This is a genomic window from Micromonospora sp. C51 (assembly GCF_018070435.1).
Lineage (GTDB): Bacteria > Actinomycetota > Actinomycetes > Mycobacteriales > Micromonosporaceae > Micromonospora > Micromonospora sediminimaris.
Window position 1 is genome coordinate 55,434 of the sequence record NZ_JAGPXQ010000020.1, and the last position, 12,640, is coordinate 68,073.

At 71.7% G+C, this 12,640-nt stretch carries 12 protein-coding genes and 3 tRNA genes; 3 read left to right on the forward strand and 12 right to left on the reverse strand.

Annotated elements, in window-relative coordinates:
• Window positions 1–56 precede the first annotated feature (56 nt).
• From KBX50_RS19870 to KBX50_RS19885, 4 genes are all read right to left on the reverse strand, one after another.
• A tRNA-Glu gene (locus tag KBX50_RS19870) sits at window positions 57–132 on the reverse strand.
• Window positions 133–298: 166 nt separating this feature from the next.
• Window positions 299–371 (reverse strand) — tRNA-Glu (locus KBX50_RS19875).
• A 140-nt stretch (window positions 372–511) separates the two neighbouring features.
• Window positions 512–583 (reverse strand) — tRNA-Gln (locus KBX50_RS19880).
• 96 nt (window positions 584–679) lie between these two features.
• Window positions 680–1,483, reverse strand: coding sequence for a fumarylacetoacetate hydrolase family protein (locus KBX50_RS19885; protein WP_099847201.1), 804 nt, complete (start codon window positions 1,481–1,483; stop codon window positions 680–682).
• A gap of 133 nt (window positions 1,484–1,616) precedes the next feature.
• Between KBX50_RS19885 and KBX50_RS19890 the strand changes: the two genes are divergently transcribed.
• Window positions 1,617–2,927: a hypothetical protein gene (locus KBX50_RS19890; protein WP_210938749.1), complete on the forward strand. Its 1,311-nt coding sequence runs from the start codon at window positions 1,617–1,619 to the stop codon at window positions 2,925–2,927.
• 116 nt (window positions 2,928–3,043) lie between these two features.
• Entirely contained in the window at window positions 3,044–3,919 is an 876-nt protein-coding gene (locus KBX50_RS19895) for a 3-methyladenine DNA glycosylase (protein ID WP_210938829.1), read from the forward strand.
• A gap of 5 nt (window positions 3,920–3,924) precedes the next feature.
• Here the strand turns inward: KBX50_RS19895 and arfB are convergent, their stop codons facing one another.
• From arfB to KBX50_RS19930, 7 genes are all read right to left on the reverse strand, one after another.
• On the reverse strand, window positions 3,925–4,350 hold the full coding sequence (gene arfB, locus KBX50_RS19900; RefSeq protein ID WP_210938751.1) for an alternative ribosome rescue aminoacyl-tRNA hydrolase ArfB: 426 nt from the start codon (window positions 4,348–4,350) through the stop codon (window positions 3,925–3,927).
• Between the two features lie 76 nt (window positions 4,351–4,426).
• Window positions 4,427–4,720: a hypothetical protein gene (locus tag KBX50_RS19905; RefSeq protein ID WP_210938753.1), complete on the reverse strand. Its 294-nt coding sequence runs from the start codon at window positions 4,718–4,720 to the stop codon at window positions 4,427–4,429.
• A 108-nt stretch (window positions 4,721–4,828) separates the two neighbouring features.
• Entirely contained in the window at window positions 4,829–5,692 is an 864-nt protein-coding gene (locus KBX50_RS19910) for a S1C family serine protease (RefSeq protein ID WP_210938754.1), read from the reverse strand.
• 50 nt (window positions 5,693–5,742) lie between these two features.
• The gene (locus tag KBX50_RS19915) at window positions 5,743–6,702 is read right to left on the reverse strand and encodes a VWA domain-containing protein (RefSeq protein ID WP_210938757.1); all 960 of its coding nucleotides are present in this window, start codon (window positions 6,700–6,702) and stop codon (window positions 5,743–5,745) included.
• Window positions 6,699–7,688, reverse strand: a complete 990-nt coding sequence (locus KBX50_RS19920) for a DUF58 domain-containing protein (RefSeq protein ID WP_374224675.1) — start codon at window positions 7,686–7,688, stop codon at window positions 6,699–6,701. Before KBX50_RS19920 ends, KBX50_RS19915 begins: the two co-directional genes overlap by 4 nt.
• Before the next feature lie 26 nt (window positions 7,689–7,714).
• Entirely contained in the window at window positions 7,715–8,764 is a 1,050-nt protein-coding gene (locus tag KBX50_RS19925) for a MoxR family ATPase (RefSeq protein WP_210938761.1), read from the reverse strand.
• A 161-nt stretch (window positions 8,765–8,925) separates the two neighbouring features.
• Window positions 8,926–9,423, reverse strand: coding sequence for a hypothetical protein (locus tag KBX50_RS19930; protein WP_210938763.1), 498 nt, complete (start codon window positions 9,421–9,423; stop codon window positions 8,926–8,928).
• 419 nt (window positions 9,424–9,842) lie between these two features.
• Between KBX50_RS19930 and KBX50_RS19935 the strand changes: the two genes are divergently transcribed.
• A complete protein-coding gene (locus tag KBX50_RS19935; RefSeq protein ID WP_374224676.1) occupies window positions 9,843–10,832 on the forward strand; it encodes an endonuclease/exonuclease/phosphatase family protein in 990 nt (329 codons plus the stop codon).
• A gap of 42 nt (window positions 10,833–10,874) precedes the next feature.
• Here KBX50_RS19935 and cimA read toward each other — a convergent pair whose 3' ends face one another.
• The gene (gene cimA / locus KBX50_RS19940; RefSeq protein WP_210938765.1) at window positions 10,875–12,458 is read right to left on the reverse strand and encodes a citramalate synthase; all 1,584 of its coding nucleotides are present in this window, start codon (window positions 12,456–12,458) and stop codon (window positions 10,875–10,877) included.
• Window positions 12,459–12,640 lie beyond the last annotated feature (182 nt).

Below are 12,640 nucleotides of genomic sequence, written 5' to 3' on the forward strand. Positions count from 1 at the left end.
GCCACGCGGAGTCCAGGGCACAAACTTCTTGGTCAACTCCGCAAGGCGGGTGGGTGTGGTAGCCCCGACCGGATTCGAACCGGCGCTACCGCCTTGAGAGGGCGGCGTCCTGGGCCGCTAGACGACGGGGCCAGGGACTTTCCTGATTCACCAGCCCTGGTGGGCGGTGCGGCAGTAGTCTAGCCGCGCCGTCGTGACCGGCCCGACAGGGGGTGGCGCGTCGGGGATCACGCCGATCAGGCTGCCCCACTGAAGCGAAACGGCCCGCTCCGCAGTAGCGGAACGAGCCGTTGACCTGTAGCCCCGACCGGATTCGAACCGGCGCTACCGCCTTGAGAGGGCGGCGTCCTGGGCCGCTAGACGACGGGGCCAGAACACATCGCGGCACCACCCTTTGAGGGGCGGTGCCGCCGAACTCTACCAGATCTCGCTACCGGAGCCCCTCGCGGTGCATCGGTGCCGAACTCCACCAGAATCCAGCGGCCTCGATTCGTGACGAATCTCGGCTGCGCTGGGGTACCAGGACTCGAACCTAGACTAACTGAACCAGAATCAGTCGGGCTGCCAATTACCCCATACCCCATTGGCCCCTTGCGGCGCCGGGAACAAACTCTACCCTCCCGGCACCGACAGGCCAAATCGACTTCCCCAAACCACGCCTGAGCTGCCAAAACGGCGATCAGGCCGCCGACACGACCGGGTTCGTCAGCTCACCGATCCCTTCGATCCGGACGCTCACCGTATCCCCGTCGGTGAGCGGGCTAACCCCCGCCGGAGTGCCGGTCAACACGACGTCACCGGGCAGCAGCGTCATCACGTGTGAGACGTACGACACCAGAGCCGGCGCGTCGAAGACCATGTCCCCGGTGCGGCCCAGTTGCCGTACCTCCATCTCCTCCGGGTCGCGACCGACCTCGCAGCGGATTTCCAGGTCGGTGACGTCCAGCCCGGTGGTGATCCACGGCCCGATCGGACAGAACGAGTCGAACCCCTTGGCCCGGGTCCACTGGCTGTCGGAGCGCTGAAGGTCCCGAGCCGTGACGTCGTTGGCGCAGGTGTAGCCGAAGATGGCCCGTTCCGCCGCGGCCCGATCCGCCCGGCGGGCACCCGGCGCGCCGATCACCACCGCCAGCTCGGCCTCGTGCTCGACCTGCTTGCTGAACTCCGGTAGCCGGATCGCGTCCCGGGGACCGATGACCGAGGTCGAGGGCTTCAGGAACAACAGCGGCTCCTTCGGCACCTCCGCACCGTGTTCGGCGGCGTGCTCGGCGTAGTTGCGGCCGACACAGACCACCTTGCTGGGCAGGATCGGCGAGAGCAGCCGGACGTCGGACAACGCCCAGCGGACCCCGCTGAACGTGATCTGGCCGAACGGGTGGCCGGAGATCTCGGCGATGGTGAGCCCCTGCGGACCCGCCTCCGGCTCTCCCTCGACGACACCGAACGACATTCCCTTGGCATGAGCGAAACGAGCGATACGCACCAGGCCAATGTAGTGCGGCCGGCGGCCGATCGCCGCAGCTTACCCGCGCCGCCCACGGCCGGGGCCGGATTCGCCGCTTCGTACCCGCACGACGCGCGCCCGCACCTAGCGTCGGCTGCGGAGGTTCGTTCGTATGCCTGCATCGACACGACACCACAAGACCCTCGCCGCGATCGTGCACTGCGTCGGTCTGCTGACCGCGCTGCCGGTGTTGCCGACCGCCGCCGCCCCGGACGCTCCGGCGGCCACCGCCCCGCACGCTGCACCGGCCGGGCGGTTCCAGCCCGCAGCGGCCGCACCCGAGCCCAGCATGCCCGCGGCACCACCAGCGGTACCGACGCCGACCCGGGTGGTTTCGCCGGCCGCCAGGCCGAAGGTGAGCGTACGGGTAGCACCGGAGCACAGCGCCGCGCCCGGGTACCGGATCGAGGTCCGTAACGCCGGCAAGACCCCGGTGGAGACGACCGTCCGTCAGGAACTGCCTGAGGGCGTCTCGGCGACGACGGTCAGCGACGGAGGTCGGGTGGTACGCCCCGGCGGGTCGCCGGCCACCGAGGTGACCTGGCGGTTGAAGCTGCCGCCGGACAGCACCACCACGCTGGGTACCGCGCTCACCACGACCGCGTCCCGACAGCCGGTGACCGCACCGACGTGCGCCTTCGCCAGCGACGGCCGGCAGCCGTACGACTGCGCGAGCGCCACCTGGACGGCGCCAGGGATGGCGGCGTCGCAGTCGCCGGAGGCCACGGGCTGGCGTCGGCAGGCACCCGCGCTACTGGCCGCCGGGGCCGCGCTGCTGGTGCTGGGCGTGGTGGCACTGCTCACCTGGCGACGCCGCCGACGGCCGGTGGCCGCGGCACTGGCCTCGGACGGGCCGGGCACCATCTATCCACGCCCGTCCGCTCCCCGACCGCCGGCCCGGCGCCGCAAGCCACCGGTCTGGATCGTGGTGCCGGTGGCCGCGATCGTGCTGGCCGGCACGGTCGGCGCCGCCGCGTGGTCCGCCACCCGCCGGGTCACCGCGATCGACACGGACAGTCAGCCGACCAGCGGTGCCTGGAAGGGCACCGGGGTCGCCGGGAGCTTGGGTACGCCGCTGCGCGAGGACGCGTTCGAGTTCACCGTCTACCGGATGACCTGCGAACCGGGCCGGGGCGCACGGCAGTGTCAGGCGACCGTCGGGGTCCGCAACCTCACCCCGGAGCATCAGAGCTGGCACGGGAAGTTGCAGCGGGCGTACCTGGCGAACGGCAACTGGGTCACCACCGACGAGCCGGCCACCCGCCGGGCGAACCAGGGACGCGACGTGTTCGCCGACCCGGTGGCCGCCGGCAGCCGGGTGGTGCTGCCGCTGGTCTTCACGATCAACGGGCGGGAGGCGCCGCAGCGGCTGGAGCTGCGCAGCGGCGTCTTCTCCGCCGGTGTCCGGGTCGACGTGCCCTGACCCGGACACCGGACCGCGGTCGTACCCTTGGTGCCGTGACCGCCGCGCCCGCCCCCGCCACGCCCGCCGTCGTCGGCGCGGCCGGCGGGCGGGCCCCCGCGCCCGTCGGGCGGCAGGTGACCAGCAGCCTCCCCGCCGCCGACTGGCAGCCCTTGCTGTCGGGTCACGAACGGCGCGCCGACTCGCTGACCGCCGGCCACCGGGCCCGGCGGGCGACCGGGCAACGCCACGCCATCGACGATTTTCTGTACGACTACTACGGCACCCGACCGTCGGTGCTCCGCCGTTGGCACCCGGGGGTGGGTGTCCGGCTGGAAACCGGCCCGGACGGCCCGGCACCGCACCACCGCTGGCGCTGGTACACCACGGACGCGGACGGCACGGTACGGCTCGACGTCGACGTTTTCCTCGCCGACCGGGGCGACTCGGTGCGGTTCATCCACCGGCTGCTGACCGCGATCGCGTCCCGCCCGGCCTTCACCGGCTGTTTCGGGCTGCACGAGTGGGCGATGGTGTACCGCCAGCGTGAGCACCGCCACCCGCTTCCCCTTCGGCTCGGCCAGCAGGGCACCGACGCGGTGGTCGAGGCGCACCAGATCCGGTGCACACACTTCGACGCGTACCGCTTCTTCACCCCCGACGCGGTCGAGCGCAACCATCTCCGACCGACCCGGGCCAGTCAGGTCGACCTCGACCAGCCGGGCTGTCTGCACGCCTCCATGGACTGCCACAAGTGGGCCACCAAGCTGGGCCCGGCCGTCCCCGGTGAGCTGGCGCTCGACTGCTTCGAGCTGGCTGGCGACATTCGGCTGCTCGACATGCAGGCGTCGCCGTACGACTTCTCCTCGTACGGTCAGCCGCCGGTGGCCATCGAGACGCCGGAGGGCAAGGCCGAGTACGTGGCGCGGCAACGGGAGTTCGCGCGACGGGCCGGCCAGTTGCGGGCCCGGCTGATCGAGGTCTGCTCGACGCTGCTCGACCGCGATTCGTAGAACTACTACTCGCCGTCCACCCGCCGGTCGCGCTTGCGCTGTCCGCGACGCTTCTTCTCGGCCAGCCGCCGCTCCTTGGCTGCTCGCGACGGGCGGGTCGGACGACGTGGTGGCGGTGGCGGGGCGACCGCCTCGCGCAACAACGACACCAGGCGTTCCCGGGCCGCTTCCCGGTTGGCCAACTGGGCCCGGTGCTCGCTGGCGGCGATCGTCAGCACACCGTCGACCAGCCGTCCGGCGAGCCGGTCCAGGGCCCGGGTGCGCAGCGACTCGGGGATGCTCGGTGAGCCGGCCAGGTCGAAGCTCAGCTCGACCCGGGAGTCGGCGGTGTTGACGCCCTGCCCGCCCGGCCCGGACGACCGGGAGAACCGCTCGCGCAGTTCACCGGCGGGAACCACCCACCTGTCGGTCACCCGCAGTCCGTCGTCCACGCCCTGAGGCTAGCGCGGGGTGCGGAACGCGTTCGCACCAACGCCGCGAGCGCACCGTTAGCCTTCCGACCCGGGGTCAGCGGACGGGTCGCTCGTCCGGGCTGCTGCTCGGCGTCGGCGTCGGTGCCGGGTCGTCGCTGCCACCGGCGGCGGCGTACGCGACCGCTCCGACCAGAAGCAGGGCGATGACGCCGACCTTCGTGGTCACGACTTTGATCAGCATCCAGGCGGCGCGACGCGCTCCGGGCACGGTCTTCTTCGCCGCCTGGTAGTCGTTCCAGCCCCGCCGGGCGCGCGCGTACGACGACCCGACGCCACTTCCGATGATGAGGCCCACCAGCAGGAGGGCCGCGATGAGAGGACGCTCCACCCACGCCAGTATTCATACCGACCGTAATATTTCCATTCTCCGATCACCGGTCGCCGGAATCCGACAGTTACCCCGATCTCCACGTAATCGGACAGTCACTATCCGTAATCAGCCTCCCTTCCCGATGATCGTGTCTGCGGTCTGCTGCACCTGCTCGATCGGGATGGCGAATCCGATACCGATGGAACCGTTGCCGTCGATGGTCGCGATCGCGGTGTTCACTCCGACCACCTCGCCCCGGGCATTGACAAGTGGTCCGCCCGAGTTCCCGGGGTTGATCGAAGCATCGGTCTGCACCGCCCGGTGCCGGTTGTCGCCGAGACGCACCTGGCGGTCCAACGCGCTGACGATGCCGGCGGTGACCGTGCCGGGCAGCCCCAGTGGCGAACCAACGGCCAACACCGGCTCACCGACCCGGGTCGAACCCGGCTTGGCCAACGGCAGCGACGTGAGGCCGGCCGACGCCGGCACCTTGAGCACCGCGAGATCACTGCCCGGCTCCCGGCCCACCACCTCCGCCGTGAAGCGCCGGCCGTCCGGCAGTTCGACAGTCACCGGGCCACCCCGACCCTTGGCGATGATGTGGTCGTTGGTGATGATGTGCTGCTCGGCGTCGACCGCGAAGCCCGAACCGCTCGCCGAGCCACTCGTGCCGCCGCCCACCAACACCGACACCACGCCGGGCACGGTCTTCTCTGCGGCGGTCACCAACTCGGCCGGGACCGGGGCTGCGGAGGCGGCGGACGGTCCCGTGACACCGTCACGACCGGCCACCCAACCACCGGCCAGTGCCCCCGACCCGGCAGAGATCGACACCATCGCCAGCCCGGCCAGCAGTCTGCGGCGCCAGCCACCGAGCAACCGCTCCCGTGCCTGCGACGCCGCGTCCGGCCCGCCCCGCCCGTCCGGGTCGAGATCGGGCGAGACGAACCCGGGCCCACGTGGCTCGCCCAGTCCGGTCTGCACTGCCATACGTACGCTCCTCACGTGTGCGGCCGCTGTCGCGGATCAGGCGGTCGGATTCAGGGCAGGCGGGAGAACCAGCGCATCGAGCCGGCCGCCGCGCCCATCGCGAAGACCAACCCGAGCCCGATGAACCGGGCCGAGACGTCCTGCCGCACCTTGCGCCAACCCACCGAGCTGCCGATGTCGTCGTAGACGGCCCGCAGTTCGGCGCTCGTACCGGCCTCGTGGAAGCCGCCCCCGGTCTGCTCGGCCACGGCCCGCAGCGTCTCCCCGTCCACCGGCACCTGGATCGGCCGCCCACCCCGGTCGACGAAGCCCCCCGGGGTACCGAACGAGATGCTGTGCACCGGTACGTCGAGGGCCACCGCCTCAGCGGCGGCCTCCACCGGATCCATGCCCGAGGTGTTCGCCCCGTCGGAGAGCAGGATGATCCGGGCCGGTGGCGGCTCGGTCGCGGCCTTGTCGTCCAGTGCCTTCAGGGCACCCAACGAGGTGCTGATCGCCTCGCCGATCGCGGTGCCCTGCACACCCGTCGCCCCCTCGGCCAGCCGTTCGATCCCGTCGTGCAGCGCTTCCCGGTCGGTGCCCGGTGGCACCAGCACCGCCGCGCTGCCGGCGAACGCGACAAGTCCCACGTTGAACTCCCGGGGCAGGCCGTCGGCGAACCGCCGGGCGGCGCTCTTTGCCGCGCTGAGCCGGTCCGGCTCGACGTCACCGGCGAGCATCGAGGTGGAGACGTCCACCGCCACCATCACGGTGGCGCGTTCCCGGGGCACCCGGACCTCGGCGGTGGGACGGGCGAAGCCGACCACGAGCAGGGCCAGCATCGCCAGGAAGAGGCCGGCCGGCAGGTGCCGACGCCAGGTCGGACGCCGGGGTGCGACCCGGTCGAGCAACCGCAGATTGGTGAAGCGGACCGCGTACCGGCTGCGCCGCCGCTGCGCCACCAGATACGCCGCCGCCAGTGCGAGAACGCCGAGCAGCAGCCAGAGCCGGACGGGTGACTGCCAGATCACGCCGCACCTCCCCGATGCGCCGGGGCCGCTGCGGACGCCAGCCGGCGCTGCGCGTGCACGTGCCGAACGATGTCGACGGTCCAGTCCCGGTCGGTACGCAGCGCCAGGTGGGTCGCACCGGCCCGGCGCAGGGCGTACCGGACCTGTTCCCGTTGGGCGGCAGCCGCCGCCGCGTAACGCTCACGCAGGTGGCGGTCGCCGGTCCACACCTCGCGGCGCTCGCCGGTCTCCGGGTCGACCAGGGTGATCAGGCCGACGTCCGGCAGTTCCCACTCGCGGGGGTCGGTGACCTCGACCGCGAGCACCTGGTGGCGGACCGTGAGCCGACGTAGCGGACGCTCCCACCGGGCCGGCAGCCGGGCGTCGTCGGACAGGCCGTCGAGGAAGTCGGAGACCACCACCACCAGACCACGCCGGTGGGCGACCCGGCGCACCTCGGCCAGCGCGTCAGCCAACCCAGCGGTGGGCACGGCCCCGGGCGCAGGGTCCGGGTGGTCGCCGGCCCGAGGCGCGGCCAGCAACGCGCGCAACAGCCCGAACAGGTGGGTACGCCCGCCGCGGGCCGGCACCCGGTGCAGCCCGTGGGGCGTGAGCACCTGCGCACCGAGCCGGTTGCCCGGGCCGGCGGTGAGGAAGCCGATGGTGGCGACCGCGGCCACCGCCAGTTCGCGCTTGTCCAACTCGGCGGTGCCGTACTCCATGCTGGGGCTGGCGTCGACCAGCAGCCAGGTGGTCAGCTCCCGGTCGGCATCCACCTCCCGCACGTGCGGGACGGCGGTGCGGGCCGTCACCGACCAGTCCATCCGGCGCACCTCGTCCTCACCTGGTCGGTACTCGCGGCTGCCCGCCGGTTCGCTGCCCGGACCGGGCAGCAGACCATGCCGCTCGCCGTGCAGCAGGCCGTCGAGGCGCCGGGTCACCGTGAGTTCCAGCCGCCGCAACCGCTGGTCCGGAGTGAGGTCGGCGAGCATCGGATCCGCCGCCACGGGCGGCGTGGGGTTCCGGCGGCCCATCAGGCGACTGCCAGGTCGATCGCGTACTCCGGACTGGCGCTGGCCACCTGGGGCGGCGGAACCGCCTCGACCAGCCGATGGACGACCCATTCGGCGCTGACCCCGTCGGCGACCGCGTCGAAGGAGAGCACCAGCCGGTGGGCCAGTACGTCCACGGCGAGTTCCCGGACGTCGTCGGGCAGGACGTAGCCCCGCCCCCGGAGCAGGGCCTGGGCGCGGGCGGCCGAGACCAGGCCGAGGGTGGCGCGTGGACTGGCACCGTAGGCGAGCAGCCCGGCCATCTCCGGCAACCCGAACCGGCCCGGATCACGCGTGGCGAGGATGAGCCGGACCACGTACTCGGCGATGGCGTGATGGACGAACACCTGCCTGGCCTGATGCTGGAAATCGCGCAACCGGTCCGGGTCGAGCACCCGGTGCGCCCGGGGACGGTCGGCGCTCATCCGGTAGAGAATCGCCAACTCGTCGGCAACGTCCGGGTAGCCGACGACGATCTTCATGAGGAAGCGGTCCCGCTGCGCCTCCGGCAGCTGGTAGACCCCTTCCGATTCGATGGGGTTCTGGGTGGCCAGCACCAGGAACGGCACCGGTACCGGGTGGCTGCGCCCGCCGATTGACACCTGACGCTCGGCCATCGCCTCCAGCAACGCCGACTGCACCTTCGCCGGCGCGCGGTTGATCTCGTCCGCCAGCACCAGGTTCGCCATCACCGGGCCCAGCTCGACGTCGAAACTCTCTTTCGAGGCGCGGTAGATCCGGGTGCCGACGATGTCGGAGGGTACGAGGTCAGGGGTGAACTGGATGCGGGAGAAGCTGCCACCGACCACCGTCGCGAGGGTCTGCGCGGCCAGGGTCTTGGCCACCCCCGGTACGCCCTCCAACAGGCAGTGCCCGTCGGCGAGTAGCGCGACCAGAAGGCGTTCGACGAGCCGATCCTGCCCGACGATCACACGTTTGACCTCGAAGAGCGTCTGGTCCAACTGTGCCGCGGTCGCGTCCGGATCGGCCGGGGTGGGCAGGCTGGCCATGGTGTCCGAGATGTCCGTCACGGTGCTTGCTTCCCGAGCCGACCGGCGGACAAACGTCGGAATTTCCGGCCCTCGGCTGCCCAGACCACGCGATCGACGCCGTTACCGGACAGGTACCCGCGGCCGACCCCGGCACGACACCGGCCTCCGTCGAGTGACGGAGGCCGGTGACTGTGGACGGTTCAGCGGTGCACGAGGAGGTAGAACGGCAGGTCGGCGGGGACACCCGCGGAGTCGCGGGTCTGGATGAAGACCGCGTTCGGGGTGAGCAGCCGCCGCGCGACCGAGACCTCACCGGCAGGTGGGATGCAGCACGAGGTCGCCCGGCCGATCGTCGCCACGTAGATGCCGTTCGTGACGTCACTGCCGAACTGCACCTCGTACTCCCCGACGCCGTACTTGATGACGACGCCGGCGCCGCGGGCCTTGGTGCCGTTGGCGTTGACAGCCGTGCCGTAGAAGCCGCTGACGGCCTGGGTGCTCATCCCGTCGCCCTTGGCGAGGGTGGCCTTCGCGCTGTTCAGCGAGGCGGTGGTGACGGCCGGCTGCTGGGCGGTGCGGGCGGCGGGCTGGGCCGACTCGGCGGTCGGCTTCGCCACGGCGATGCCGCCGCCGGCCAGGGCGAGCGCCAGGGCCGCGATCGCCACCGCGGCCGTCTTACGTCGGAATAATCTGGTCATGACGGGTCTCCCTTTTCCAGGCGTGGAGATACGGCCGGCCCGTGGCACACGGGGCGGTTGTTGCCTTTTCGATTCGGGCGGCAATGAGCGCTCACCGCCTGCACACCCCGTCCGGGAGCGCACCCGCAGACGTGTCCCGCTCGCCGACTGTGATGCGCCCTGAGCTGGGGATTCTTGCCAGAACGCGGTCTCCTGAGCAGCTGAAACCTAGCACCGAAAAATGCCGGGGGTCAATAGTGCAAACGCGGTCGGCGAGTTGTCGGATCAACGCCAGCAATCGCGAAAAGTGAAGGCGTGAACAATTCGCGAAATCAATTCTGGAAGCCGCTGGCGGATATTTCCTGGGCGCGGTCGGACCGGACACCGCGACGCCGGGGCGTCCACGTCGGGCGAAGTTCAGTAACCTGCGTGCCGTGGAGATCACCATCGGTCGCCGGGCCTGGCGGCCGTCGGGTGTCAGCCTGCTCTGCTGGCTCGCCGTCGTGCCGGGTGCCGGGTGGGCGCTGGCACGGTCGACCGGTCTGGACCGGGGACCGCTGGTGCAGGCGTTGGCCTTCACGCCGTACGTGACGCTCGGGAGCCTGGCCCCGCTGGTGCTCACGCTCGCCCTGCGCCGCCGGGCCCCGGCGTTCGTCGCGGCGCTGACCACCCTGGTCCTGGTCGCGCTGGTGGCGCCCCGCGCCCTACCCACGCCGCAGCCGAACGCCGCCGGGCCGACCGTGCGGGTGCTCACCGCCAACCTGCTCGCCGGCGCCGCCGATCCGGCGGCGGTGGTGGAACTGGTCCGCACCCGGCAGGTCGACCTGCTGCTCGTGCAGGAGTTCACGCCGGCGGCCGAGGCCGAGCTGGACCGGCTCGGCCTCGGCGAGCTGCTGGCGCACCGGCAGCTCAACCCGGTCGTCGGCACCCCCGGCTCCGGGCTCTACGCCCGTCACCCGCTCAGCGACGGCGGTATCCGCCAGCTGCGGGGCGCCTGGGGCTTCACGCAGGCGTACGCGACCGTCACGGTGCCCGGCGCACCCCCGGTACGCGTCGAGTCGGCACACCCGGCGGCCCCGTACGCGATCGATCAGGTGGACTCCTGGCGGGCCGACCTGGCCGCCCAGCCGGCGGCCACCCCCGACGGACCGTTGAGCATCCTCGCCGGGGACTTCAACGCCACGCTCGACCACGGTCCACTGCGCACCCTGCTCGACACCGGCTATGTCGATGCCGCCGCCTCGGTCGGCGCCGGACTCACCGGCACCTGGGGGCCGTACGACGGCGACCCCATCCCGCCCGTGGTGATCGACCACGTGCTGGTGGACCGGCGCATCGCCGTGCGGGACGTGACGGTCCACCCGTTGCCCGGCAGTGACCACCGCATGGTCCTCGCCGAGCTGCGGCTACCCGGCGCCGAAGACCGGTAGGGTGCCGGGCTGCACCCCGGCGCGGGCCACGCCGAGCGCGGGCTACACCCGGGCGCGGTCCAGCCCGTAGGTCAGCGCGTCGACCAGGGCGTGCCAGCTCGCCTCGACCACGTTGGGGTGTACGCCGACGGTGGTCCAACCGCCGCCCCGCCCGTCGGCGGTCTCGACCAGCACCCGGGTGACCGCGCCGGTGCCGTGGCTGCCCTCCAGGATCCGCACCTTGTAGTCGGCCAACTCGAAGTCCCGCAACTCCGGGTAGTGCCGGCCGAGGCCGACGCGGAGGGCCTCGTCCAACGCGTTCACCGGCCCGTTGCCCTCGGCCGTGGCGATCACCCGTTCCCCGCGTACCCTGATCTTGACGGTCGCCTCGGAGACGACCGCGCCGTCCTCGCGGTGCTCGACCAGCACCCGGTACGACTCCAGCGCGAACGGCCGCACCGGCGCGGCGTCCGGCAGCTCGGAGCGGACCAGCAGCTCGAACGAGGCATCGGCGGCCTCGAACGACCATCCGCCGGCCTCCAGCTCCTTGACCCGGTTGGTGACCCGGGACAGGGTCTCCGGATGGCCGGCCAGATCCAACCCCAGCTCGCGACTCTTCAGCTCGATGCTGGCCCGGCCGGCCATCTCGGTGACCAGGATCCGCATGTCGTTGCCGACCACCTCGGGCTCCACGTGGTTGTAGAGCAGCGGATCCACCTTGATCGCGCTCGCGTGCAGCCCCGCCTTGTGAGCGAAGGCCGCAGCCCCGGCGTACGCCTGATGGGTGTCGGGGGCGATGTTGGCGATCTCGGCGATGGCGTGGGAGACCCGCACCATCTGCTCCAGGCAGCCCTCCGGTAGGACCGGCAGCCCGAGCTTGAGTTGGAGGTTCGCGACGACCGCGAAGATGTCGGCGTTGCCGGGCCGCTCGCCGTACCCGTTGGCGGTGCCCTGCACGTGACGGACCCCGGTCTCGACGGCGGCGATGGTGTTGGCCACCGCGCAGGCGGTGTCGTTCTGGGCGTGCATGCCGAGCAGCTCCGGCGCGACGCCGATCCGGTCGGTGAGGTCGACGATGGCGGCGGTCACCTGGGACGGCAGCATTCCACCGTTGGTGTCGCAGAGCACGAACCGCTCGGCGCCCGCCGCGAGCGCGGTCTCCACCACCGACGCGGTGTACGCCGGATCGTGCCGGTAACCGTCGAAGGTGTGCTCGCCGTCGACGAAGACCCGACGCCCCTCGGCGACCAGGTGGGCCACCGTGTCGTGGATCATCGCCAGGTTCTCCTTGGCGGTGGTGCGCAACGCCCGCTCGACGTGCCGCAGGTCGGCCTTGGCGACCAGGGCGATCGCCGGGGTCTGTGCGTCGAGCAGACCCCGCACCTGCGGATCGTCGGCGGCCACCGCGCCGGCCCGCCGGGTGGCGCCGAACGCGACAAGCACCGCGTGCCTGAGGTCGAGTTCGGTGCGCGCCCGACGGAAGAACTCGGTGTCCTTCGGCACCGCGCCCGGCCATCCGCCCTCGATGAACCCGACCCCGAACTCGTCGAGCAGCCGGGCCACCGCGAGCTTGTCGACCACCGAGTAGCTGAGCCCCTCGCGCTGGGCGCCGTCGCGCAGCGTGGTGTCGTAGACCTGAAACGTCATGGTGATCCCTTCGTCAGGCACCGGCCAGCGCAACAAAAAGACCCCCCGCGGCTGCGGGAGGTCTGCGCGCTCGGCGAGGGGAAAGCCGGCGCGCTAGTTGCCAATAATGCGGGCGGTGCTGGTCACGATCGGTACTCTGCCACCTCCGGGTCGCTTTTGGGAGGCACAATCCACATCCCGGG